General features: G+C 47.2%; 22 protein-coding genes. 8 read left to right on the forward strand and 14 right to left on the reverse strand.

Going from position 1 to position 23,965, the window contains the following annotated elements:
* Nucleotides 1-3 precede the first annotated feature (3 nt).
* The 3 genes from LEUMU_RS0106440 to phbB all read right to left on the reverse strand — a co-directional run bounded on the left by LEUMU_RS0106440 (nt 4) and on the right by phbB (nt 2,815).
* Nucleotides 4-486: a response regulator gene (locus tag LEUMU_RS0106440; RefSeq protein WP_022951457.1), complete on the reverse strand. Its 483-nt coding sequence runs from the start codon at nt 484-486 to the stop codon at nt 4-6.
* 365 nt (nt 487-851) lie between these two features.
* Nucleotides 852-2,036 (reverse strand): acetyl-CoA C-acetyltransferase, encoded by a 1,185-nt coding sequence (locus LEUMU_RS0106445; protein ID WP_022951458.1) that lies wholly within the window; start codon nt 2,034-2,036, stop codon nt 852-854.
* Between the two features lie 29 nt (nt 2,037-2,065).
* Nucleotides 2,066-2,815 (reverse strand): acetoacetyl-CoA reductase, encoded by a 750-nt coding sequence (phbB, locus tag LEUMU_RS0106450; RefSeq protein ID WP_022951459.1) that lies wholly within the window; start codon nt 2,813-2,815, stop codon nt 2,066-2,068.
* A 211-nt stretch (nt 2,816-3,026) separates the two neighbouring features.
* On the opposite strand from phbB, the gene LEUMU_RS0106455 reads away from it, so the two are divergent.
* Nucleotides 3,027-5,708, forward strand: a complete 2,682-nt coding sequence (locus tag LEUMU_RS0106455) for a bifunctional acetate--CoA ligase family protein/GNAT family N-acetyltransferase (RefSeq protein ID WP_022951460.1) — start codon at nt 3,027-3,029, stop codon at nt 5,706-5,708.
* A 31-nt stretch (nt 5,709-5,739) separates the two neighbouring features.
* Here the strand turns inward: LEUMU_RS0106455 and LEUMU_RS0106460 are convergent, their stop codons facing one another.
* Complete coding sequence (locus LEUMU_RS0106460; RefSeq protein WP_022951461.1) at nt 5,740-6,672, reverse strand: histone deacetylase family protein; 933 nt, start codon at nt 6,670-6,672, stop codon at nt 5,740-5,742.
* Complete coding sequence (gene phaR, locus LEUMU_RS0106465) at nt 6,669-7,139, reverse strand: polyhydroxyalkanoate synthesis repressor PhaR (protein ID WP_022951462.1); 471 nt, start codon at nt 7,137-7,139, stop codon at nt 6,669-6,671. The genes LEUMU_RS0106460 and phaR overlap by 4 nt, the downstream gene beginning before the upstream one ends.
* Before the next feature lie 92 nt (nt 7,140-7,231).
* Here phaR and LEUMU_RS0106470 point away from each other — a divergent pair, with 92 nt between their 5' ends.
* Entirely contained in the window at nt 7,232-7,744 is a 513-nt protein-coding gene (locus tag LEUMU_RS0106470) for a hypothetical protein (RefSeq protein ID WP_022951463.1), read from the forward strand.
* 7 nt (nt 7,745-7,751) lie between these two features.
* Complete coding sequence (locus tag LEUMU_RS0106475; protein ID WP_022951464.1) at nt 7,752-8,819, forward strand: alpha/beta fold hydrolase; 1,068 nt, start codon at nt 7,752-7,754, stop codon at nt 8,817-8,819.
* A gap of 23 nt (nt 8,820-8,842) precedes the next feature.
* Here LEUMU_RS0106475 and LEUMU_RS0106480 read toward each other — a convergent pair whose 3' ends face one another.
* The 8 genes from LEUMU_RS0106480 to LEUMU_RS0106515 form a co-directional block, all read right to left on the reverse strand.
* On the reverse strand, nt 8,843-9,391 hold the full coding sequence (locus LEUMU_RS0106480) for a gamma carbonic anhydrase family protein (protein ID WP_022951465.1): 549 nt from the start codon (nt 9,389-9,391) through the stop codon (nt 8,843-8,845).
* Nucleotides 9,392-9,419: 28 nt separating this feature from the next.
* Entirely contained in the window at nt 9,420-9,818 is a 399-nt protein-coding gene (locus tag LEUMU_RS0106485; protein ID WP_022951466.1) for a CBS domain-containing protein, read from the reverse strand.
* A gap of 48 nt (nt 9,819-9,866) precedes the next feature.
* A complete protein-coding gene (nqrM, locus tag LEUMU_RS0106490) occupies nt 9,867-10,109 on the reverse strand; it encodes a (Na+)-NQR maturation NqrM (protein WP_022951467.1) in 243 nt (80 codons plus the stop codon).
* 67 nt (nt 10,110-10,176) lie between these two features.
* Nucleotides 10,177-10,869 (reverse strand): exonuclease domain-containing protein, encoded by a 693-nt coding sequence (locus LEUMU_RS0106495; protein ID WP_022951468.1) that lies wholly within the window; start codon nt 10,867-10,869, stop codon nt 10,177-10,179.
* A gap of 12 nt (nt 10,870-10,881) precedes the next feature.
* Nucleotides 10,882-12,735: a putative nucleotidyltransferase substrate binding domain-containing protein gene (locus tag LEUMU_RS0106500; protein WP_022951469.1), complete on the reverse strand. Its 1,854-nt coding sequence runs from the start codon at nt 12,733-12,735 to the stop codon at nt 10,882-10,884.
* Between the two features lie 152 nt (nt 12,736-12,887).
* Nucleotides 12,888-14,618 (reverse strand): sodium:solute symporter family protein, encoded by a 1,731-nt coding sequence (locus LEUMU_RS0106505; protein WP_022951470.1) that lies wholly within the window; start codon nt 14,616-14,618, stop codon nt 12,888-12,890.
* 9 nt (nt 14,619-14,627) lie between these two features.
* Entirely contained in the window at nt 14,628-14,918 is a 291-nt protein-coding gene (locus tag LEUMU_RS0106510) for a DUF4212 domain-containing protein (protein WP_342664668.1), read from the reverse strand.
* A 197-nt stretch (nt 14,919-15,115) separates the two neighbouring features.
* On the reverse strand, nt 15,116-16,027 hold the full coding sequence (locus tag LEUMU_RS0106515; RefSeq protein ID WP_022951472.1) for a LysR substrate-binding domain-containing protein: 912 nt from the start codon (nt 16,025-16,027) through the stop codon (nt 15,116-15,118).
* A gap of 98 nt (nt 16,028-16,125) precedes the next feature.
* Here LEUMU_RS0106515 and LEUMU_RS28750 point away from each other — a divergent pair, with 98 nt between their 5' ends.
* Genes LEUMU_RS28750 through LEUMU_RS0106530 form a run of 3 tightly spaced genes read left to right on the forward strand, consistent with a single transcriptional unit; the run spans nt 16,126 to nt 19,904 of the window.
* The gene (locus LEUMU_RS28750; protein ID WP_022951473.1) at nt 16,126-16,275 is read left to right on the forward strand and encodes a hypothetical protein; all 150 of its coding nucleotides are present in this window, start codon (nt 16,126-16,128) and stop codon (nt 16,273-16,275) included.
* Nucleotides 16,276-16,294: 19 nt separating this feature from the next.
* A complete protein-coding gene (locus tag LEUMU_RS0106525) occupies nt 16,295-18,082 on the forward strand; it encodes an assimilatory sulfite reductase (NADPH) flavoprotein subunit (RefSeq protein ID WP_022951474.1) in 1,788 nt (595 codons plus the stop codon).
* A 52-nt stretch (nt 18,083-18,134) separates the two neighbouring features.
* Nucleotides 18,135-19,904 (forward strand): NADPH-dependent assimilatory sulfite reductase hemoprotein subunit, encoded by a 1,770-nt coding sequence (locus tag LEUMU_RS0106530; RefSeq protein WP_022951475.1) that lies wholly within the window; start codon nt 18,135-18,137, stop codon nt 19,902-19,904.
* Here the strand turns inward: LEUMU_RS0106530 and LEUMU_RS0106535 are convergent.
* On the reverse strand, nt 19,901-20,800 hold the full coding sequence (locus tag LEUMU_RS0106535) for a LysR family transcriptional regulator (RefSeq protein WP_022951476.1): 900 nt from the start codon (nt 20,798-20,800) through the stop codon (nt 19,901-19,903). The two genes, LEUMU_RS0106530 and LEUMU_RS0106535, sit on opposite strands and share 4 nt — an antisense overlap.
* Before the next feature lie 145 nt (nt 20,801-20,945).
* Between LEUMU_RS0106535 and aptA the strand changes: the two genes are divergently transcribed.
* Both aptA and LEUMU_RS0106545 read left to right on the forward strand, forming a co-directional pair.
* On the forward strand, nt 20,946-22,289 hold the full coding sequence (gene aptA, locus LEUMU_RS0106540) for an omega-aminotransferase AptA (protein ID WP_022951477.1): 1,344 nt from the start codon (nt 20,946-20,948) through the stop codon (nt 22,287-22,289).
* 145 nt (nt 22,290-22,434) lie between these two features.
* The gene (locus LEUMU_RS0106545) at nt 22,435-23,925 is read left to right on the forward strand and encodes a CoA-acylating methylmalonate-semialdehyde dehydrogenase (protein ID WP_022951478.1); all 1,491 of its coding nucleotides are present in this window, start codon (nt 22,435-22,437) and stop codon (nt 23,923-23,925) included.
* Nucleotides 23,926-23,965: the final 40 nt, after the last annotated feature.

The raw sequence follows: 23,965 nt of genomic DNA on the forward strand, positions 1-23,965 counted from the left end.
AAATCAGACTTCATTCAGGCGTTGGAGTAATTCTTGGTCGCTATACGGTTTAATGATGTAGTCCAGCGCGCCGAGCTTTTTAGCCCACTGTTGATCAACCGCATTGCTTTTGCTGGATACCATAATCACTGGGATATGTTCAGTGACGGCATTGCGCTTTAGCGAGCGGCAGGTTTGATAGCCATCGCCATTTTCCATAATGATATCCAGTAAGATCAGGTCCGGCAGCTCACTTTGGGCAATGCTCAACGCTTCCTTCCCGGAGCTTGCGACTAACACGTGATAACCTGCCGATTCCAGCACCTTTTTGAGGTGTGTACGTTCGGTATTGGAGTCATCTGCAATCAGAATGTTCGCAAGTTTACTGTTACGAGACGAGTTGTCATCAGCTGATTGGCTTGGCTTACTGCTGCCTTCTCCCTGCTTAGCGGCAAGGCTCAATGGTATAGACGGCTCAGGTGATTGCGTAACATGGGTTAGATGCATAGCTGTATCCTTGATTCTATGTAGATAAGGTATATTGTAAGGGCAATGTTGAGTAAATAGCACACATTTCCTGCTCGATGGTTGGATGAGCAGTTTTCTTATCAGTGTGAATAGAAAACATTCCTTAAAATCAAACGCTTAGGGGGGGGCTATCTGATTTTTGGGATGGTTCTGGCAGCTAATTAATCGAACGACACGGAGCTCTATACTAGTGGCTAAGCTACCGTTTGTCCCATTAATTTAAATTATCTGTAATGTCTTCGTTATTTATACTGAATTTGATGCACCAAAAACAAGGCCCGGTGCATTGCTGCAAACCGGGCCTTGTTTCGTCTGCTAACCGCAAACATGTTTTGGTACTGGGATTATGGACGCTCTACTGCTAGCGCAATACCCATACCGCCGCCGATACAAAGCGTGGCAAGACCTTTCTTAGCGTCGCTACGCTTCATTTCGTGCAGCAAGGTAACCAGAATACGTGCTCCGGAAGCGCCAATCGGGTGGCCAATAGCAATGGCTCCACCGTTAACGTTGACCTTAGCAGGATCCCAACCCATATCCATATTCACAGATAGGGCTTGAGCGGCAAACGCTTCATTGGCTTCAACCAAATCCAAATCAGAGACTTCCCAGCCTGCTTTCTTCAGACATTTCTGGCTAGCAGAAATAGGCCCGGTACCCATGATCTTAGGATCAACACCCGTTGAAGCATACGCTACGATCTTAGCTAATGGTGTCAAACCAAGCTCAGCGGCTTTGCTTGCGCTCATTACTAATACCGCCGCAGCACCATCGTTAATACCAGACGCATTACCAGCGGTTACTGTGCCATCACGTGAGAAAGCAGCACGTAGCTTGCCTAAGCTCTCAGCAGTGGTGCCTGCACGTGGGAACTCATCACGATTAAAGATAACCGGATCACCCTTACGCTGTGGAATAGAAACCGGAACGATTTCATCATCAAACTTACCCGCAGCTTGTGCGGCTTCTGTTTTCTGTTGAGAAGCAGCGGCAAACTGATCCTGAGCTTCACGGCTGATCTCGTACTTATCCGCGATATTCTGCGCGGTTGTACCCATATGATAGTCATTGAAAGCATCCCACAATCCATCCTGGATCATCGTATCTTTCATTTTCCAGTCCATCATCTTCTGGCCGTCACGAGAGTGTGGTAACACGTGTGGCGACGCACTCATGTTTTCCTGACCACCCGCAATCACAATGTCAGCATCGCCGCATTTGATTGCCTGATAAGCCAGTTGAATAGACTTCAAACCACTACCACAGACTTTGTTGATCGTCATCGCAGGGACTGATTCTGGCATGCCAGCCGCAATCACTGTTTGACGAGCAGGGTTTTGGCCTACGCCGGCGGTTAATACCTGACCAAGAATAACTTCATCTACGGTGCCAGCGTCAATACCGGTTTGCTTTAACAGTGAAGCGACGACTGTTGCTCCAAGGCTAACTGCAGGTAAACCGGCAAGGCTGCCGCCGAATGAGCCAACTGCGGTACGTCCGGCGGCAACAATTACTACATCATCACTCATAAAATGCTCTCCTTCCCAATGTTTAAAGCTTAAAAGCTCATGAATAGTCCGCCGTTAACTGGGATATTGGCTCCAGTTACATAGGCAGAGTTATCATCAGCGAGCCAGGCAACCGCTTGTGCGATTTCTTCTGGCTGTGCCATGCGGCCCATCGGTACTTCATTAACAATTGATTCCAGAACAGCTTCAGGCATTGCTGAGGTCATCGCTGTGGCGACATAACCTGGTGATACTGTGTTAACAGTAACACCTTTACGTGCACCTTCGCGCGCAGCAGCCATGGTAAAGCCGTGCAAACCCGCTTTAGCCGCTGAGTAGTTTGGCTGACCAAACTGACCGCGCTGGCCATTAACCGAAGAAATATTGATAATTCGACCGAATCCGCGCCCCATCATACCAGTAATTACTGGTTTGGTGACATTAAAGGCACTGTTCAAATTAGTGTCGATAACCGCGTTCCAGTCACTAACATCCATCTTCTTCAGGCTGCTATCACGTGTGATACCGGCACAGTTAACCAAAATATCGATTGGGCCAACGCCTTCTTCAACATTCGCAATCATTAACTGGGTTTGTTCAAAATCTGCGACATCAGCAGCGGCTAGCTCTACGTCATAGCCACTACCCTTCATTTCAGTCTGCCATTTTTCAGCATTCTCTTTATCGCCAGGGTAGTAGCCTGCAACAACAGTACAGCCTTTATCAGCCAGTGCCTTACAGATGGCTTCGCCGATACCGCCGTTGCCACCGGTGACTAATGCAATTCTTTTATTTCCCATGATCTTGTTCCTTTTGTTTTGATGAGGCGCCTGTCGCCACTCTGCCAGGCGGGCAAATTGAAGTTTGCTGCAATGCACAAATTATGCTATGAATGCGGGTGTGTCAAGGGGCTTATATTAATGAAAGCCAATCTTCTGTCAGAAATATATCTATATATTAACCACTTAATAGTTATAATTAAGTTTACGGATATTATAAGTAGGAAAAGCCATGCGGCCACATTACCTAAGCTCAATGTTTTCACCAAAATCGGTAGCGATGTTTGGTGCTAGCGGGCGCACTAAGTCAGTCGGCTATGCCGTCTTTAAGAATTTGATAAATAATGACTTTAAGGGGGATATCTACCCGATTAACCCTAAGCACAAAGAAGTGCAGGGTTATAAGTGTTATGCCGACCTGAAAACCTTAGGCAGGCAGGTTGATTTAGCCATTATTACAACGCCCGCTAAAAATGTACTGTCAATCATGCGGCAATGTGGCGAGCATGGCGTCTCAAGCGTTGTACTGATTTCGGCGGGCTTTGGTGAATCAGGCTCCGCTGGTGCTGCACTCGAAGAAAAAGTCGTCGAAATCGCTAAAAACTACGGTATTCGCTTACTTGGCCCCAATTCCAGCGGCTTTATCCGCCCAAAGTCCGGATTAAATATCAGTTGTAGCTTTAGTAAGAGTATCGGCGGCAACTTAGCCATTGTTTCTCAGTCAGGTGCAGTGTGTAGTGCGATGTTGGATTGGGCTGATTCCAATGATATCGGCTTTTCTGCAGTGGTTTCGACCGGTGGCTCTGCAGACCTTGATTTTGGTGAGATTTTAGACTTTCTGGTTAATGATCCCGATACCCAGAGTATTTTGTTGTATCTGGAAGGCTTACATAATGCGCGGCGCTTTATGAGCGGATTGCGTGCGGCTGCTCGCATCAAGCCAGTCATCGCCATTAAAGTAGGGCGTTACCATGTCGGGACTGAGACCCCGATGTCACACACTGGTGCCATGGTAGGTAGCGATCAAGTCTTTGAAGAAGCACTCTCCCGCTCAGGGGTTGTGCGTATTAATGAATTTAATCAATTGTTTGCGGCAGCGCGCATCTTATCCTCTCGCTATAAGAGTGCTGGCAAACGCTTAATGATTGTCACAAATGGTGCTGGCCCTGGTGCGTTGGCAGCAGATCACGCGGTCGATATTGGCTTAACCTTAGCTAATCCATCGGATGAGACCAAAAAGCAGTTAAGTACCTTAATTGGTGGTAATTTACGCGCTCACAACCCGTTGGATCTGCAGTTTAGTGCAACAGCTGAGCGTTATGCCAAAGCGGTTGATCTTTGCCTGAAGGATGCAGACGTTGATGGTGTGATTGTTTTCTTTACGCCGTTAGCCTTGGAGAATGCCGAAGATGTGGCAAAGGCCATTATTCAAGTCTCTGAGAAGCATAAAAAGCCTATTTTGACTTCATGGATGGGGGGCACGCAAATCAAGTCTTCCCGTGTCTTGTTAGCAAAGTCGCGTATTCCAACCTATCAAACCCCTGAAACCACCGTGAGTGCTTACTCATTTTTGGTGGCATATCAAACTAATCAAAAATTGTTACTCCAATCGCCCAGTAAATACACCACCGGCCATGAGCGTGCGGATGTTGATGCGCCACGCTTAATTATTGAATCAGCCTTAGCCGAGAAGCGTAACTCGCTGACCTCTCAGGAAGCGATGGCGGTATTAGAAGCCTTTGCGATCAATACGGTGCGCAATGGCGTGGCTTCCTCGCCAGAGCAAGCATTAATCATTGCAACCTCTATCGGCTTTCCAGTCGTGATGAAGATTTTATCGCCGGATATCACGCATAAATCGGAAGTGAGCGGCGTGGTGCTGAATGTGCGAGGCGCCCAAAAAGTACGTAATGTGTACCGTGAGATTATCGATAATGTAAAAGCCAAGCGTCCGGATGCTAGGGTTGACGGCATTTTGATCGAAAAAATGCATATCTCACCACATGGCCGTGAGCTGATGATTGGCTTGAAGTTTGACTCCATTTTCGGCCCTGTTATTAGCTTTGGTAGTGGTGGCACGAAGGTCGAGATTATGCGCGATAATGCCGTTGCCTTGCCACCGCTAAACTCTATGCTGGCTGAAAAGCTGATTAGCCGTACCAAGGTTAAGCAGCTACTGGCTGAATTTGGCAATATGCCTGCCGCTAATATGGATGCCATCGTGAATGTATTACTTCGGGTGTCGGCAATGGCCTGTGAGTTGCCGTGGATTAAAGAGATGGATATCAATCCTTTAATTGCGGACGAGCATGGCATTATCGCTGTGGATGCACACATCCGGGTGATGTACCCCAAGGTGTCTAATAGCCAATATGCGCATATGGCGATTCACCCTTATCCTGCGCGAGTGGTTGAAAAGCAGCAGTTAGCCGATGGTACCGATATTGTCTTGCGACCTATCCGGCCAGATGACGCCAGTTTGGTGACAACCTTTGTCGATAGCTTATCGTCTGAAGCGAAGTATTTCCGCTTTATGCATGCTTTACAGCACCTATCCAGTGAAATGCTGGTGCGCTTTACGCAAATTGACTATGACTTGGAGATGGCCGTAGTGGCTGTCGAGGAGTCTGAAGAGACTAGAGTATTAGGTGTGGCTCGTTACTTATCGAACCCTGACCACGTTAGTTGTGAGTTTGCCTTAGTGGTTTCTGATGCACGACAAAATCAGGGCTTAGGGCATCGCTTAATGACTAAGTTGATTGAAGTGGCAAAGGATAAAGGGCTGAGTGTGATTGAAGGGGAAGTGCTTTCTAATAACTTCAAAATGCTGGGATTAATGCGGTCTTTGGGCTTTGTGGTCGCAAACGACCCTGAAGATATGAATATTAAGATTGTTTCAAAGCGCATCGCCTGATTAGGGTAATGCGCCTGAAACACGATAGCGTTTAGATATTCATTAATACTTTGAGGTGTGCAACGACGCTGCGGGCAAGCGCCGAGGTGTCGTAGCCGCCTTCTAGTAATGAGATAATGCGGCCTTCGCTATACTCGTCAGCAATCTTACGCAACTCTTTGGTGACCCAAGCGTAGTCTGCTTCAACTAAGCGCAAACCCGCCATTTCATCTTCAAGGTGAGCATCGAAGCCTGCCGAAATGATAACTAGCTGAGGTTTAAATGCATTGAGTTCTGGCAGCCAATGCTCTGTGATGGTCTCACGAAATTCTGCACCACCTGCACCTTCCGGGAGTGGGGCATTAATTAAGAAGCCGGGCTTGCTAGGCAATGCGCGCTCTGGATAGAGCGGATGCTGATAGGTTGAGCAGAACAAAATTTGCGGGTCATCGCCCACAATATCTTCAGTACCATTACCGTGGTGTACATCAAAATCGACAATCGCAACACGCTCAAGCCCATAATCACGAACCGCATGGCGAGCAGCAATGGCGGCGTTATTAAAGAAGCAAAAACCCATCGCAGCATCACGCTCAGCATGGTGGCCTGCCGGTCGCACATTACAAAACACACGTTTCTCAGTCTTGTCGCCCAATACCTTATCCACCGCAGAGATCGCGGAGCCCGCCGACCGTAACGCGGCCTGCAGGGTAAATTCATTCATAAAGGTATCGGGGTCGATATGAGCCATCATCGAGTCATCAGGTGGTGACTTCCCGAAAATGTAATCGATATGTTTGCGGCTATGAGCCAACTCAAGCTGTTCCGGTGTGGCTAATGGGGCATCATAATAATGCATGAAGTCCCCGATTCCAGAAGTTATCAGCTGATCTTCAATTGCCCGTATGCGTTGGGGTCTTTCTGGGTGGCCTATCCCCATCTCATGTTTCAGGCAATCACTGTGCGTAATGATTGCTATTGTCATTTTTTGTTGGTGGTATCGTCCTGATTAGCGGTTTTAAAGAAACGATCCTGCACTTGCTTCCACATTTCCAGATTTTTAGCAGTTGACTGCTTCCAGAAATCCATCGGATTAGTTGTGATCAAATCCTTCATCTGCTGTTGCATGGTGACCTGTTGTTGATGGAAAAATTGCAGATTTTTGTTCATGAAGTCACTAAAACCTTCACGAGAGTTTTCACCATAATAACGAATGAATTTTTCAAGGCTGTCTGTGGTGAAGAGCGGCTCGTCATTCGACTCCTGTTCCAAAATAATTTGTAACAGAATACTGCGAGTAATATCGAGTTCGGTTTGACTATCTATGACCTTAATTTCAAGGCCATCTTCAATCATAGTTTTTATATCAACTAGCTTGATATAACGGCTACCTTCCGTATCGTAAAGTCTGCGGTTGGGGTATTTTTTAATTAGACGTATTGCTTGATCCATAAAAACTCTTATTCCTTTCCGATGAATCCAAATAGGTTCATTCGTTGATGTTATGTATACTACTACAAATTGAGCGCGCGGTATAAGGTAGAATGAAGCCAGCAGACGATTCTAATTCCTCACAAACAGCAGTAGCGGAACCGTTGATTGTGAGAAAAATGCGCTATGCTGGCGTGGCGTACCAACAGTTTCTGTTAAGTCTGGCGGCCGATGAGGCAATGATCGAACAAGGGCAGCAGTTATTCGATCAGCACTATCAGTGGCTTGAGCTTACAACGGAAAAAATTCAGCAAGAAAAACAAATAAATATCGGTGTTTCTGAAAAGCAGCTTAGAGATTTTTTAGAGACACTACAAACGTTTCAAAATGAGTTTATGCAGTTTTATCAGCTTCTCTTTATGCAGTTTAAACAGCAGCAATCGGCGTTGATTGCGAGTAATCCAAAGCAGGCATTTAGCCAATGGATTGCGTTGTTTGATACTCAGTATTTGCAGTATGTTAGGCAAGAATCAGTGTGTCGCCATTATGCTAAAATATTGCAGCAAAGTAGTGAGCTAAATCGAGCATTACTTACACTAAAGTGCGTCGATAAAAAACGCGGTTAATGACCTGATGAATATCCAATCTGAGGCTGATACGATGTTTGAACGCCTTGGCAATGCGTCATGGTTTTTACATCAGCAGGAAGCACCCTGGCGACCCACGTCAGCGCGCTCTTTAGTGTTGGATTTTCCGCTGGGTGAACTCTATCACTATCATCCGTTGCCAAGTGTTGACCCCTCCGGTGTCCCGAAGCCTCCCATGCTGATTGTGTATGCCATGGTAAACCGGCCTTCAATCCTCGATTTACACCCTGATACCTCAACGATTCGTGGCTTATTAGAGCAGGGCATTAGCGTCTATTTACTGGAATGGAAAGCGCCTACTGTGTTGCATAGTGCATTGGGCTTGGGTGAGTACTTGCATCAGTCACTCGACCATTGTGTGGATTATATGCGTGACCTATCGCAAGCGCCCAAGATTGATCTAATGGGGGTTTGCCAAGGCGGTGTCTTTGCGTTGTGTTATAGCGCCATGTTTCCCAAAAAAATCCGCGCTCTAGTGACTACCGTAACGCCAGTGGATTTTCATACTGCAGACGATACGCTAAGCATGTGGGTACGCTATTTAGATTTGGAGACGGTGTGTGAGAAAGGCATGAATCTATCGGGTGCTATGTTGGCTCAGGTATTTTTAACTTTAAAGCCTATGACGCTAAGTATTCAAAAATATCTGGATTTGCTGGATAGTGCCACGATTAAAGACTCCACTAATGGCCAGCGCATGGCCGAGCGGTTTATGGCCATGGAGCAGTGGATTGAAGACTCGCCAGATCAGCCGGGTCGTTTGTTTAAAGAATTTGTGCATCAGTGTTATCAGCAAAATGCCTTATGTGATGGGCGATTGGTGTTATCTGAGAAGGCTATCGACTTGAGAAAGCTGACAATGCCTGTCTTTAATATCTATGCGTCTCGGGATCATTTGGTGCCGCCGGATTCATCCAAAGCGCTAAGCTCAATAGTCGATGCGAGGCTATATGAAGAACTGGCCGTAGAAACTGGCCATATTGGGATGTTTGTAGGAGGGCGCTCTTTAAGGCAAGTCCCTCTGGCGATTGCCGATTTTCTAAAACAGCTCTAATCGGCACTCGCTGAAGGTTTGTTTTAGTGGCTCGCTTGATCCGTTCGGGTGCGCGCTGCTAGCTTGATATAATTAGACGGTGAGTAAGTTAGAAAAGCCCGCTCTTTATCGCTAATGGGTCGTACTTTACGTGCCGGATTACCGACATACAGATGACCACTTTCCAGTGTCTTACCCGGAGGTACGACAGCACCAGCGGCAATCATCACATCATCTTCCACGACCGTATTATCCATCACAATCGCGCCCATGCCGATCAGGCAACGATTACCAATGGTGCAACCATGTAGAACCACTTTGTGCCCGACTGTAACATCTTCGCCAATAATCAACGCGGCGCCAGTGTTGCTGGTAAAGTCAGGATTAGCATGAGTAACGTGTAGTACTGAGCCATCCTGAACATTACTGCGGTCACCAATGCGGATGTAATTCACATCGCCACGAATGACCGCACAAGGCCAAACAGAAACATGCTCACCTAAAACCACATCACCCGAAACCACTGCCGATTCATCCACAAAAGCGGAGTCTGGAATAGTAGGGAAATGCGATTCAAACGCTCGAACGGTCATAATGTTTCTCTATTTAAGCAGTTGGTAATTAGCGGGATGCGTCAGAAATTGCGCGCAAAATATCGTCACGCTTGATCACACCAATAACGCGATTGTCATCCATTACCGGGAAAAAGCGGTAAGGCGTTTGCATAAATTCTTTAGCGATATACAAAATGCTATAACTGGCATCGACGGTTTTAACATCGCGCGTCATCAGATCTGCCACAGTCAGGCGAGAATCAGGGTCAAAGTTGGCTTCAATGGAGGCCTGAATGCAGTCAGAACCTGATAAAACTCCTACCAGATTGCCTAAATCATCCATCACTGGAGCACCAAAAATCTTGTTTTTATTAAACACGAAGATAACGTCTTTAATGTATTGCTCAGGCTTCAGTGTAATAAAATTTGGATTTAAGTAATTTTTGACATGAAGTTTTTGCTGCATTGATGTATCTCCTGATGGCTAAAATAGGGGTGATCGCTTACAACCCATTCAGAGTTTTCTAAACTCGATCGGTGACTCCTTTACTTCTGGCTCACTGGAATCCTGTTCTTTTTGCATACGCGCTTTGCGTTTCTCGCAAGGCTTAGAACAAGAGCAGTCATTGCTAACGCCTGGGATATTACCCAAGCCTCCGCAACTACCTTTCAATTCCCGTTTGTTTAATATAACACCGAGTGACATACCAAATGCAACCAAACAAAGAATCAGAAAAGTTAATAAAAAAACGGACATGGTGGTTCCTCAAAAAGCACGCTAAATTCTGTAAGTATGCGGGCTATTATAGCAGCTCGTTTACACTTTACAGTAGAAGGCTTTTTAAACTCGGGGATTGTTTGGAATTCATCATTGCGATCTCAGCTAGTAGCAACTCTGCGGTGGCAATCGCATCCGTTAGCGCATTATGGGCACTATAGCGGGGTAGGCTGGCCGAACTGCGCAGTGCTGATAAGCGCAATTCCGAAGGATCAAAACCCGCACTTTTCATTTCCAAGCGCTGCTTGGCGAGGGCAAAGGTATCAATGATTGGGTAAACCGGTGCCATGCCATACAACTTCATGCAGGCATGATTTAAGAAGTTACGCTCAATACGGGCAAAGTGAACCAGCATTACCCGTCCGGTGAGTGCTTTAAGCAGGTCGCTCACTGCTTGCTCCAGGCTCTCTCCGCGATCCTTGCGATCATCCGTAATCTGATGAATTACCACATTCTGCTCGCTCAGCGCACCTTGGGTTTCAATAATGGTATGATGTGCTGATTTCAGAATAATTTCATTATGATCAATATTCAGGTAGCCGGCGCTGAGAATCTGATCCTTGCTGGGCACGAGTCCGGTGGTTTCAAAGTCCAGCGACAGCATGGGTGTCTCTGAGATCGGTGCCTTCATATCCGGAAATGGCACCGACAAATAATCCCTGAGCGGCCCGGCCGGTGCTTTTTGTAATAAGCGTAAACGGGTGCGTTCGTAGCCAAGTAACCGATTCAGTATATTCACAGAGTTTTATCCTCAATATTTCATTTTGATGCTGGTCTGCATAGTTTGAATCACTTTAAAGGCATCCTTTAAGTATTCGCGTTCCAGTTGAGGGATATCTTTGGGTGGCAGGAAGTTATCCGCCGCCTCACCGCGTTTCAGTTGGCGGGTTTGGTGTTTAATACGCAGCTCGCCAATGTATTCAAAAGCGGCGAGTAAGTCAGCAGCACCGTCTTCACTTAAGGAGTTGGTTCCGGCCGCTTGTTGAATTCGCTCGCGGGTATTGACGGTTGAGATACCTTCAGATAGCGCATAAATACGGGCGAGATCCACAATTGGCGCAGTACCATTATGCTTTAAGTCCAAAGTATCTTTATGTTCGCCGTCATCAACCAATACAAAGCCACGGAAGAAGCCGAGTGGCGGGCGAAGTTGTAAGGCGTTTTTCGCCAGCAGTCCGAGGAATAGGGTGCTGGTGCGGCTGCGAGCCAACATACGCTCGCGAATCTCATCCAGTAAATGTTCATCGCCATACACGGTACGGAAGTCAAAGAAGGTGCTGGCATTCAGCAAAGCTTGTGGGTCGGGGCGCTCAATCCAATTTTTAAAGTAGCCATCCCATACCGATTGAGTTTGACGGTACTCCGGGTTCATCGCCATGATATTGCCGGGGCAGTAGATAAAGCCGCACTCTGCTAAACCATCGCAAACGAACTTACCCAGCTTGGCATACCATTCCATATCCGCAGGATTAAGCTCATCGGAAATGATCAATGCATTGTCTTGGTCGGTATGTGAAGTTTGCTCGCGTCGGGCCTGAGAGCCAGCGGCAACCCATGAATAGGGCGCTGGCGGTGGGCCAAACTCTTTCTCGGCCATCTCAATCAGGCGGCGAGTAATCGCGCCATTCATTGCACTGACCGCTTTACCAATATGATCTGCCGTAGCATTCATATCAGTCAGTTGGACTTGCAGCTGCGGAATCAGTCGGCTGTGCTCAGATAGGGCGGCGACATTGGGTGCACGGCTAATCGAGCTACTTAAGTAGACCGCATTCTTACTTTCAAATTTAATCAAATCGGTCGAGGTGACCATGCCCAAGAGCTTATTCTCAGCAATGACTGGCAAATGGTGAATGCCTTTTCGGGTCATTAACATCAAAGCATCAAAGGCATTTAAATCGGGTTTTACCGACATCACGCTGGGCGACATTATATGGTCGGCGGCGGTATCAGTTGATAGGCCCTGAGCCACACAGTCCCGACGAATATCCGTATCCGTGACGATGCCAATTGGCATTTCGTCTTCAGTAATCATAATGCTCGACACGTGATGCTTCGACATTTTGACGGAAGTCTCACGAATCGTAGAGCCACTAGCAATGGTTATCGCCGGTGCGCTGTAAATGTGTTCAATGGTGTTATACATCAAAGCCGACGCCATTTTTGTATCTTCAGGCGTCGGGTGTAAATTCTCGGTGAGGCCGCCACGAATATGCTGAATCAACATACTCAGCACAGAGCGATCATCACTACCTGGCGAGCAAGGGATCTCATCCAGTGCTTGGGTATCAATGGTGTAAACCAACAAGTCCTCGGTGACATCGCCGGTCTGGGTTGGTAGGGCAGGTTCTTGCATAAATAAAGTCAGCAGATCGCCTTCAGCTGCTTTGCCCACTAGCTTTCCATCATCAGTTTTCAAGGATACTGCACCCTTGCGAATAATCATTAACTGATCGCACTTTCCACTGGATTTCAGTGGGGTTCCTCGTCTCAGATAGCGAATGCGCATCTCCTGAGTTAAGGCCTCATGAGTGACTGCTGGAAGCCGATCCAGTGGGGTAACTTCTGAAATAAAATCACAAATTTCTTTAAGTTCAATATCCATGTTGACACCTGTTCAGAGCTGATCGGTTAAGTATCGTATATCGAGTTGCGGTGAGGGTTGACGCTAGTCAAAGGCTGGCGAATTAGTCTTGCGGATATGAAAAAGGCCCCATTAAAGGAGCCTTTCTCTTAAGCAATCACGAGCACTAAAATTTAGTGGCTTGTGTCTGCTGCGCCTGCACCTGAAGGAATACGGAAGTTTTCTACCATTTCCTGAATGTGCTTAGGAGCGTCACCAGTCATCTTCGTAACAACGAAGGCAACGATGAAGTTCACGATTGCACCAACCGCACCGAATGCTTCTGGTGAAATACCCATGAACCAGTTAGGACCAAGGTCGCCAAGGAAGTCAGTACCCTGGATAAACATGATTCCTTTGTGCTGGAACACGTACAACAATGTGATGCTGATACCTGACAACATACCCAATACTGCTGCAGTACCACTGATCTTCTTAGAGAAGATACCCATCATCAACGCAGGGAAGATAGAGGAAGCTGCCAGACCAAAGGCCAGTGCCACCGTACCCGCTGCGAATCCGGGTGGATTCAGACCGAGATAACCTGCCACGAGGATTGCGCCCGTCATAACCAGTCGACTCGACATAAGTTCGGTCTTCTCCGTCATGTTGGGCATCAGCACCCCTTTCATCAAATCGTGCGAGATGGAGGAGGATATCGCCAAGAGCAAACCAGCCGCTGTAGACAGTGCTGCTGCCAAACCACCCGCTGCGATCAATGCGATTACCCAGTTAGGTAATTGAGCGATCTCAGGGTTAGCCAGTACCATGATGTCACGGTCAACTTTAACCATTTCATTGGTTTCAGCATCAGCAGTGTATTGAATCTTGCCGTCGCCGTTCTTATCTTCAAAGGCCAAAAGACCTGTGTTTTCCCAGTTCTTGAACCACTGTGGACGCTCTGCATATTCCAGAGGGCCAGCAACTGGCTTCAGAGTATCCATCAAGTTCATACGAGCCATTGCGCCAACTGCAGGAGCAACAGTGTATAGACAAGCGATGAAAACCAGTGCCCAACCAGCAGATGAACGAGCATCTTTAACGGTAGGTACTGTGAAGAAACGCATGATTACGTGAGGCAGACCCGCTGTACCAATCATCAGAGACAATGTGTACATGAACATGTTCAATGTGCTGCCTAGAGACTGAGTGGTGTACGCCTTAAAACCAGTATCAGTCAAAACCTGATCCAGTTTGTCTAGCAGGTAAATCTCTTCACCAATCATTTTGCTACCCAGACCAATCTGTGGAATCGGGTTGCCAGTCAGTTGTAGAGAGATGAATACCGCAGGAACAGTGTAAGCAAAGATCAGTACACAATACTGAGCGATCTGAGTATAAGTAATACCCTTCATTCCACCCATTACCGCGTAAACCCATACTACAACCATGCCGATACCAAGACCTAGACCGTAGTCAACTTCAAGGAAACGGGAGAATGCAACACCAACACCTTTCATCTGACCGATTACATAAGTCAGAGAAGCGATGATTAGACAGATAACAGCTACAACACGAGCTGTGTTTGAGTAGTAACGATCGCCGATGAACTCAGGTACTGTAAACTTACCGTGCTTACGCAAGTAAGGAGCCAGTAACATCGCCAACAGTACATAACCACCTGTCCAGCCCATTAGGAATACAGATCCACCGTAACCTAAGAACGCGATTAAACCAGCCATCGAGATGAATGACGCAGCACTCATCCAGTCAGCGGCTGTTGCCATACCATTTAGTACAGGATGAACACCACCACCTGCTACGTAGAACTCACTAGTGCTGGCAGCGCGAGCCCACCAAGCAATACCGAAGTACAGAGCAAAGCTGCTGAATACGACAATATACGTTAACGTTTTTAAATCCATGATTATCCCTTACTCCTGAACGTTAAATTTCTTGTCTAGCTGATTCATGCGGAACGCATAGAAAAAGACCAGGAACAGGAATACGTAGATTGAACCTTGCTGAGCGAACCAAAAACCGAGCTTATATCCACCCAGTTGGAAGTTGTTCAGAACGTCTACGAGAAGTATGCCACACCCAAATGACACGACGAACCATATGGCTAGACAAAAATACATCAGCCTCAGGTTGGCTTGCCAATACAAGCTATTGTTAGAATCCATTGAATTCCTCCGTAAGAAATTAAAAACATCACATTGCATGATGTAAATATACCGCCCATGTCACAAAGATATGATTTCAAATCTAGCAGTCGCTTCATGACATAGTGGTAATGATACTACTTAAACATGTATATATAGGCAATAGCTAAGCCCTAATCTTGATAATGAGATTTAGAATTACCTATAATCAATAATACCTATTGTTAGATATATGTATGCCATGGCAACCGGTGGCATTATGGATTATTTTTGTCATGCAAGATCTTTCCCTCATCCTGCATTATTTCAATAATATCAGTAATATAATTCTTGAGGTGTTTGTTCTTCATATAGGCGATGCGGGTGACTGACTCTGGAAAAAACTCGGAAAGGTCCCTTAATATCAGGCCACGGCTTTCCTCCGGCACGAAAGCTATCTTGGCTATTATTCCAACACCAAAACCCAGTTTTACATAGCTTTTTATGACATCGCTGTCAGTCGCGGAGAAGCTGGTGTCAATGCTTAGTTTGAGATCTGCAAAAGCTTGCTCTATTTTTGATCTTCCTGTAAAGCCGAGCACATAGGTAAGAATAGGATACTCGGCAATGCGTTTTAAACTGAGCTCACCTTCTGCCAGCGGATGGTCTTCCGGGACGATCAACGCATGATTCCAGTCATAGCAATGATGAGTGATCAGCGCTTCATCTTCAGCAATCTCCTCAGTACACACTGCAATATCCGCTTGGCGGTCGTGCAGCATTTGAACTAGCTGGTGAGGGTTACCCTGTAGAAAGTTAACTTTGACCTGTGGGTAGCGCTGGCGAAACTCATTTAACACCACGGGTAAAAAGTATTTAGCCTGCATGTGAGTGGTGGCGATGCGTATCTCGCCTTGGCGGCCGTCACGGTGGTCATCTGCCAGTGCGCGAATGTTCTCAATGGCTTGCTCAATCAGATCTACTTCTTCAACAATTGCCTTACTTAAGGGCGTGGCATCCAGCAGGCGTTTACCTTTACGTTCAAACAACGGCAAACCAAGTTCTTCTTCAAGTAGGCTTAGCTGTCGGCTCACGGCACTTTGCACTACAAAGTGTTGCTGAGCAGCCCGTGAAATATTCAAACCATTATTAAGAACGGTCTTTAATAACTGCAATTGGAATAGCTTCATTTCAATCTCAAAAACTGATTTAAATATCAAATTGTATCACTTTATTAGAGAATTGAAATAGCTATAATGGCCTCACTAACAGAAAACAGGTGAGCGACATGACCACATTAATTAACGACGAGCAGCAAGTGACTCCTAGCACCTATGAAGCAAGCGAGACTCAGTACGAGTCAAAGTGTGCTTCAGAGATGGAAGAAGATTCACAAGAGGAACAGTATTTCTGGTCCGAGCCTGGCGTTTGCGGTTAATTAAGTGGGAGACAATACGATGCAATTACTAACACCACAACAAATAGAGCAGGCTTCCAATGCTGTGAACAACCTGACTCCGGCCCAAAAGGTTTGGGTGAGTGGTTACCTTCACGGATTGTCGCTACAAGCCACAAGCCAACCTGGACTAGAGCAGTTCAGCATGACCGCCGCAGCGGCGCCTGCTGTCAGCCAAAAAGTCACCGTATTGTACGGTAGCCAAACAGGTAACAGCCGTAAAATCGCTGAAAAGTTACATGCCCAATTGGAAAGCCAAGGCAAGCAAGTGACTTTGCAGAACATGTTGAACTACCGCAGCAGCCAGCTTAAGAAAGAAGAGCACCTGATTGCGGTTGTCAGCACGCACGGTAACGGCGAGCCGCCCGATGAGGCACTGGGTTTCTTCAAGTTCATCAACAGTGCAAAAGCACCGAAGCTGGACCATGTGAAATTCTCAGTATTAGCACTGGGTGATTCAAGCTACGACGAGTTCTGCCAAACAGGTTTTGAATTAGACGCACGTTTAGCAGAGCTGGGCGCTACCCGACTGACTGATGTTATTGGTTGCGATGTTGACTATGCGGATGACGCCGCTAGCTGGCAGGAATCTGTACTTGAATTATTGAAGACAGAAGCCCCAAGCGTTGGTGATGTGCACTTTGGTGCAATGCCTCTGGCTACGACAACTGAATCTGAGTACACCGAGCAGAACCCGTTTAAAGCCGAAGTGCTGGAGACGCTGGTACTGACCGATGAAGGCTCTGACAAATCAGTCATGCACATTGAAATCTCATTGGAAGACAGTGGTATTCATTATGCACCTGGCGACATCGTTGCAATCCAGACTAATAACGCTGAAGACTTAGTTGATGGTGTCATTAAAGAATTAGGCTTAGATGGCCAAACACTGGTTACCATTAAGAAGCAAACATTGCCACTGCAAGAAGCCTTGCTGACTAAGCGTGAGTTAACGCATGTCACTCGCAAGCAGCTAAAAGACTATGCAGCACTGATTGGTGATGTTGAGCTGGCGGCACAAGCTGAAGATAAAGGTCAGTTATTGACTGAAATCGAAGCGGCTGATGTATTGGATATGTTGCAACTGTGGCCTGCTAAGGCATTAAGTGCTCAAGCATTGGTTGATCTGCTGCGCCCATTGAGTGCTAGACAGTATTCAATTGCCTCAAGTGAGACCGCGAGCCCTGAAGAAGTACACGTTCTGGTTAAGCAGGTTGAGTATGAATACCGTGGCCGGGTACATGGCGGCGTATGTTCAACACAGCTGGCTGGCATTGAGAACGGTGATTCATTAGGCGTTAGCATCAAGCCGAACAGCAGCTTTAAGTTACCAGAAAATGCTGAGACCAAAGTCATCATGATCGGCGCAGGAACCGGTGTAGCACCATTCCGTAGCTTCTTGTTTGACCGCGACGCACAAGGAATTGAAGGTAACACATGGTTATTCTTCGGAGAGCAACGCTTCCAGACTGACTTCCTGTATCAAACAGAATGGCAGCAATTCCTGAAAAGCGGCGTACTGGAAAAGATGAGTGTGGCATTCTCACGGGACCAAGCTGAGAAGATTTATGTTCAGCAGCGTATCGTTGAGCAAGCTAAATCGGTTTACCAGTGGTTAGAAGAAGGTGCTCATGTCTATGTATGTGGTGACATGAACCACATGGCTAAGGATGTTCATCAGGCACTGATTGATGTAATTGCACAAGAATCAGAGCGGTCTGCAGAGCAAGCGAGTGAATGGTTAGATCAGTTGATTGCCGACAAGCGCTATCAGAGAGATGTATACTAAGCCCTCCGAAATCCGTTACACCAGTAACTACTGATAATAAGAGAATGACCGCATGAGTTATGCAGACCCCGTAAAAACAGTCCTCGGCGTGGTAGCGCCGGGGAGTAGCGAAGTTGAAACCTACAAAGATGACAGTGATTATCTGCGTGGTTCATTAGTTGAAAGCTTTGCTAACCCAATTACCGGAGCCATCTCCGACTCTGATATTCAGCTGATTAAATTCCACGGGGCTTATCAGCAGGACGATCGTGATCAGCGTATCCGTCGCCAGGAAAAGAAATTAGAGCCAGCCTATTCATTTATGATTCGTATGCGCATGCCAGCGGGTGAGCTGAGTGCGAATCAGTGGAAGCAGGTTGACGAGATCAGTAACACCTACGGCAACAACACGATTAAGTTGAGTAGCCGCCAGGCAGTACAGTTTCACGGCATCATCAAGTTTGATCTGAAGAAAACCATTCAGATGATGAATGATGCACTGCTGGATAGCATCGCCGGCTGTGGGGATGTAAACCGTAACGTGATGTGCACACCAGACCCATCGTTGTCTGCTGTGAACGAAGAAGTGTACGACTACGCTAAAAAGATCAGTGAGCACTTATTGCCATCTAGCCGCGCCTACCATGAAATTTGGTTAGACGAAGGCAAGGGTGAAGGCCGCAAACTGGTTGAAGGTGGCGAAGCAGAAATCGAGCCGCTATATGGCAAGCACTACCTGCCACGTAAATTTAAGATCGGTTTGGCTATTCCGCCATACAACGACAGTGATGTGTACATCAATGATATCGGTTTAATCGCGATTGTTGAGAATGACAAATTACTGGGCTTCAATGTCGCCGTTGGTGGTGGATTGGGTATGACTTTTGGACGTGATGATACGTATCCACGTCTGGCCAGTGAAATTGGCTTCTGTACGCCTGAGCAAGTATTGCAAGTGTGCGCTGAGACAATGATGATTCAGCGCGATTACGGAAATCGTAAAGACCGCAAATTGTCTCGCTTCAAGTACACCATTGATAAGTACGGTTTGGACTGGTTTAAGCAAGAGCTGAACGAGCGTTTAGGCTTTGAACTTGGCGCAGTTCGTGAAGCAGTATTCACGACTACCGCTGATCAATACGGCTGGCACAAAGACCGTCATGGCAAGTGGCATTTACTGCTGCACGTTGAGCATGGTCGCGTACGGGATACTGAAACACTGCAACAGAAATCGGCACTGCGCAAAATTGCAGAAGCAGAGATTTGTAGCTTCCGCTTAACCGGTAATCAGAACATGCTGCTGCATGGGATTGATAACGCGGATAAGAAAACGATCGAAGATATTTTGGAAGCACATGGTCAGTTTGCTGACGGACGTGAACTCTCCGGAATGCGCCGTAACTCGATTGCCTGCGTATCCATGAACACTTGCCCACTGGGCATGGCAGAAGCCGAGCGCTATTTGCCAACATTGATCAGCAAGCTGGAGCCTAGCCTTAAAAAGCATGGCTTGTATGAAGATGAAATCAAAATCCGCATGACGGGTTGTCCGAATGGCTGTGGCCGTTCAGTCATGGCAGAAATTGGTTTAATCGGTAAGTCGATGGGCCGTTATAACATCTACTTAGGTGGCGACCATGAAGGTCTGCGTTTAAATAGCTTGTACAAAGAGAATGTTGACGAAGCCGCTATCCTGGAAATGTTGGATGGTTTGTTTGGCGACTATGTTGCTGAACGCGAGCGTGGTGAGTCCTTTGGTGACTTCACCGTCAGAAAAGGCTTAGTCACTGCGACTGAAAACCGAGTTGAATACTTCAGCTTGTCAGCGCTACAGTCGGCTTAAAGCCCTTCGAGAAAACGTTCTAAAATCAGATTCGGTCGTGCATCCTTACGGGTCACGACCGCATACTGAGTGTTATAGCCTAACTCTTTAGGTAGCAAGGCTCTCAATGCGCCTTTCAATAGCCAGCGCTCCGCAAAGTGAGTTGGCAAATAACCAATGTAATGTCCCGTTAAAATCAAAAATGCAATCCCTTCGCGATCCGTTGCGGTTGCCGTACTGATCATTGATTGATACAGCGCCTTAACCTCAGGTGGCTGAGCATAAGCCGGCAACACCGCATCACTTTCGTAAATCGACTGGACCTCCAGTTCGCTTTCTGCTTGCAGGAATAGGGGGTGCGTATTGCTGCAATACAACTGCGATTCTTCCTCGTATAAGGGAATGTAATTCAAACCAGCCAATGGTTTAAGTACCGGCACCACGCCAATATGCAAACGCCCATCCAATATCCCACGTTCAATCTCACTGGGTGGAATCATCCGAATATTTACCGTCACATCCGGCCCAGCTTCTTTCAATGTTTTAATGGCACGTGTAATGCGCATACGGGGCATGGTCACCAAATTGTCGGTAATGCCGATATTGAGCTCGCCCTTAAGCCTCGTGTGAATGCTATTGACCTGCGTACGAAAATCTTCCAGTGCCGAGAGCAGCTGCAAAATCGCCTGATACACTTGCCGACCTTGATCGGTTAATGAAAAGCCACCACGCCCACGCTGACACAAGCGCAATGACAAGCGCGACTCCAAATCACTAATGGCAATACTGATTGCCGCACGACTAATATTGAGCGTGACTTCGGCTGCAGCAAAACCACCGCATTCCACGACCGCTTTGTAAATGCGCAGCAGTCGGATATCGGTGTCGGCAATGCGTCCGGAGAATTCATTTTTCATAACATTTAGCCATTGGTGAGGGGTTTTTTTATGTGATGTTATTAAGTTAACTAAATGCTTAACTAAAAGTAAATACAAATGAATTTTAAAAACTTAGTTTTAGGCAGAGAATCAGGTTTTGCCTCATCTCTCACAGGATACTTCCATGTCTGAATTCAATACCGTTAAAGCCGCCGGCATGACCCGTGCGGAGCTTGAAGCCTACTGGATGCCTTACACGGCCAACAAGCAGTTCAAAGATGACCCACGCATTATCGTTGAAGGCCAAGGCGCTTACTTCACCGATGCGGAAGGCCGTAAGATTTTTGACGGACTATCTGGCTTATGGACCTGTGGTGCCGGCCATTGCCGCCCTGAAATTGCTGAGGCAGTTTCCAAACAATTACGCACACTGGACTATGCCCCCGGATTCCAGTATGGCCATCCTTCTGCCTTTAAATTGGCAAACCGCATTAAAGACTTTATGCCTAAAGGTCTGGATTATGTGTTTTACACGGACTCTGGCTCTGAGAGTGCTGATACCTCACTGAAAATTGCCCGCGCTTACTGGCGCAAAAAAGGCATGCCTAGCAAGACTAAGTTGATTGGTCGGGTTAAAGGCTACCACGGCGTAAACTTCGGTGGTTTCAGTGTCGGTGGAATTGGTGCGAACCGTACCCTATACGGACAAGGCGTTGACGCTGACCATTTGCCACACACACTGTTAAAAGAGAATGCATTTACTCGCGGCATGCCACAAACGGGCGCTGAGAAAGCCGATGAGCTGTTAGAGCTAATCGGCCTGCACGATGCGTCGAATATCGCCGCAGTAATCGTTGAGCCAATGGCCGGTTCTGCTGGCGTTATTCCCCCACCGGTTGGCTACTTAAAGCGCCTACGTGAGATTTGTGATCAGCACAATATCCTGCTGATTTTTGATGAGGTGATCACCGGCTTTGGCCGCATGGGCTCTAACACGGGTGCGGAAGAGTTTGGTGTAACACCAGACATTCTAAACGTAGCTAAGCAGCTAACTAATGGCGCTGTGCCAATGGGCGCAGTGATTGTGAAGGGTGATATCTACCAGACCTTTATGGATAATGGTGGCCCTGACTACATGATCGAAATGCCACACGGTTACACTTACTCTGGTCACCCAGTTGCCTGTGCTGCGGCATTGGCGTCATTGGATATTCTGGAAAAGGATAACCTGATTCCACGCGTTAAAGAAATGAGCCCGATTTTTGAAGATGCGCTGCACAGCCTGAAAGGCACCCAATACATCAGCGATATTCGTAACTACGGCTTAGCTGGCGCACTGCAAATTGAACCATATCCTGGCGAGCCTGCACGTCGCCCGTATGAAATTGCCATGAAATGTTGGGAGAAAGGGTTCTATGTCCGTTACGGCGGCGATACTATCCAGTTGGGTCTGCCATTCATTGTTGAGAATCAGCAGATTGATGACCTGATCAATGCCATCGGCGAGTCAATTAACGAGCTGGCTTAATTAAGCGCTGGCTTTAGATATACTGTTTGGCTGGTTCTAGCATTTATACGGCAGAACCAGCAAATTAACGACCAAGATAAACAATACAGCCACCTGCCAGTTGATCTGGCGCGTGGACAAGTACACACGGAAACGAGGAACTAGCATGACTGTTATCGGACACCTGATCAATGGCGAAAGTGTAATCCCAGAAGGGCGCACACAGAATGTATTCAACCCATCTACTGGCGAAGTCAGCAAACAGGTCGCGTTGGCCACCAAATCAACTGTTGAAGAAGCCATTGCTTCTGCGCAAGCGGCATTCCCGGCATGGCGCAACACGCCACCGGCTAAGCGTGCACGCGTTATGTTCCGTTTTAAGCAATTGCTTGAGGAAAACTCTGACAAAATCTGCGCAATGATCGGCGAAGAGCACGGCAAAATTGCACACGATGCAGCGGGCGAATTATCCCGTGGTATTGAGAACGTGGAATACGCTTGCTACGCACCTGAGCTGTTAAAAGGCGAGCACAGCAAAAACGTTGGCCCAAACATCGACTCTTGGAGCGAAATGCAGCCACTGGGTGTGGTTGCCGGTATTACACCGTTTAACTTCCCAGCCATGGTGCCATTATGGATGTACCCTGCGGCGATCGTTTGCGGTAACTGCTTTGTACTAAAACCTTCTGAGCGTGATCCTTCCTCGACGCTTTTCATCGCTGAATTACTGCAAGAAGCTGGCTTACCAGCAGGCGTAATGAACGTGGTAAATGGTGATAAAGAAGCGGTTGATACGCTGCTGGAAGACACTCGCGTTAAAGCGGTTAGCTTCGTTGGCTCTACGCCAATTGCAGAGTACATTTACACCACTGCAACGGCTAACGGCAAGCGTTGTCAGGCACTGGGTGGCGCAAAAAACCACGCAATCATCATGCCTGATGCCGACATGGATAACGCAGTAAACCAGTTATTGGGTGCGGCGTTTGGTTCTTCTGGTGAGCGTTGCATGGCGTTATCCGTAGCGGTTGCCGTTGGCGATGCCGCAGCGGATGCACTGGTTAGCAAAATGCAGGAAGGTATGAAAGCATTGAAAGTTGGCGCATACAGCGACAGCAGCAATGATTTTGGCCCGGTCATCACTAAAGCCCACCAGCAAAAAGTGAATGGCTTAATTGATAGCGCAGAAGCCGATGGCGCTACGGTTGTGGTTGATGGTCGTAACCCTGATGTGGCTGGCTACAGCGATGGTTTCTTTGTTGGCGCAACACTGATCGACAATGTGACGCCAGGCATGGAAAGCTACAAAGAAGAGATCTTTGGTCCAGTGTTGCAGGTGGTTCGCGTGAACAGCATGCAGGAAGCAATGGATCTGATCGATGCGCATGAATACGGTAATGGTACTTGCATCTTCACTCGCGACGGTGAAGCAGCACGTTACTTTACCGATAACATTCAAGTGGGCATGGTTGGCGTAAACGTACCCTTGCCAGTGCCGGTTTCTTACCACAGCTTCGGCGGTTGGAAGCGTTCATTGTTTGGTGATTTGCATGCTTATGGCCCGGATGCAATCAAGTTCTACACCAAGCGTAAGACGATCACTCAGCGTTGGCCCTCAGCGGGCGTAAGAGAAGGCGTTTCATTCGCTTTCCCATCCTGATCGCGTTAGATCTTTAGCTTGAATAAGGCGGTGTTTCTTA

It is taken from the genome of Leucothrix mucor DSM 2157 (genome assembly GCF_000419525.1).
In the GTDB taxonomy this organism is placed as follows: domain Bacteria; phylum Pseudomonadota; class Gammaproteobacteria; order Thiotrichales; family Thiotrichaceae; genus Leucothrix; species Leucothrix mucor.

Coding starts and splice junctions, on each gene's coding strand:
- LEUMU_RS0106440 (WP_022951457.1), bottom strand. CDS start 486: ATGCATCTAACCCATGTTACGCAATCACCTGAGCCGTCTATACCATTG.
- LEUMU_RS0106445 (WP_022951458.1), bottom strand. CDS start 2,036: ATGAGTGATGATGTAGTAATTGTTGCCGCCGGACGTACCGCAGTTGGC.
- phbB (WP_022951459.1), bottom strand. CDS start 2,815: ATGGGAAATAAAAGAATTGCATTAGTCACCGGTGGCAACGGCGGTATC.
- LEUMU_RS0106455 (WP_022951460.1), top strand. CDS start 3,027: ATGCGGCCACATTACCTAAGCTCAATGTTTTCACCAAAATCGGTAGCG.
- LEUMU_RS0106460 (WP_022951461.1), bottom strand. CDS start 6,672: ATGACAATAGCAATCATTACGCACAGTGATTGCCTGAAACATGAGATG.
- phaR (WP_022951462.1), bottom strand. CDS start 7,139: ATGGATCAAGCAATACGTCTAATTAAAAAATACCCCAACCGCAGACTT.
- LEUMU_RS0106470 (WP_022951463.1), top strand. CDS start 7,232: ATGAAGCCAGCAGACGATTCTAATTCCTCACAAACAGCAGTAGCGGAA.
- LEUMU_RS0106475 (WP_022951464.1), top strand. CDS start 7,752: ATGAATATCCAATCTGAGGCTGATACGATGTTTGAACGCCTTGGCAAT.
- LEUMU_RS0106480 (WP_022951465.1), bottom strand. CDS start 9,391: ATGACCGTTCGAGCGTTTGAATCGCATTTCCCTACTATTCCAGACTCC.
- LEUMU_RS0106485 (WP_022951466.1), bottom strand. CDS start 9,818: ATGCAGCAAAAACTTCATGTCAAAAATTACTTAAATCCAAATTTTATT.
- nqrM (WP_022951467.1), bottom strand. CDS start 10,109: ATGTCCGTTTTTTTATTAACTTTTCTGATTCTTTGTTTGGTTGCATTT.
- LEUMU_RS0106500 (WP_022951469.1), bottom strand. CDS start 12,735: ATGGATATTGAACTTAAAGAAATTTGTGATTTTATTTCAGAAGTTACC.
- LEUMU_RS0106505 (WP_022951470.1), bottom strand. CDS start 14,618: ATGGATTTAAAAACGTTAACGTATATTGTCGTATTCAGCAGCTTTGCT.
- LEUMU_RS0106510 (WP_342664668.1), bottom strand. CDS start 14,918: ATGCAATGTGATGTTTTTAATTTCTTACGGAGGAATTCAATGGATTCT.
- LEUMU_RS0106515 (WP_022951472.1), bottom strand. CDS start 16,027: ATGAAGCTATTCCAATTGCAGTTATTAAAGACCGTTCTTAATAATGGT.
- LEUMU_RS28750 (WP_022951473.1), top strand. CDS start 16,126: ATGACCACATTAATTAACGACGAGCAGCAAGTGACTCCTAGCACCTAT.
- LEUMU_RS0106525 (WP_022951474.1), top strand. CDS start 16,295: ATGCAATTACTAACACCACAACAAATAGAGCAGGCTTCCAATGCTGTG.
- LEUMU_RS0106530 (WP_022951475.1), top strand. CDS start 18,135: ATGAGTTATGCAGACCCCGTAAAAACAGTCCTCGGCGTGGTAGCGCCG.
- LEUMU_RS0106535 (WP_022951476.1), bottom strand. CDS start 20,800: ATGAAAAATGAATTCTCCGGACGCATTGCCGACACCGATATCCGACTG.
- aptA (WP_022951477.1), top strand. CDS start 20,946: ATGTCTGAATTCAATACCGTTAAAGCCGCCGGCATGACCCGTGCGGAG.
- LEUMU_RS0106545 (WP_022951478.1), top strand. CDS start 22,435: ATGACTGTTATCGGACACCTGATCAATGGCGAAAGTGTAATCCCAGAA.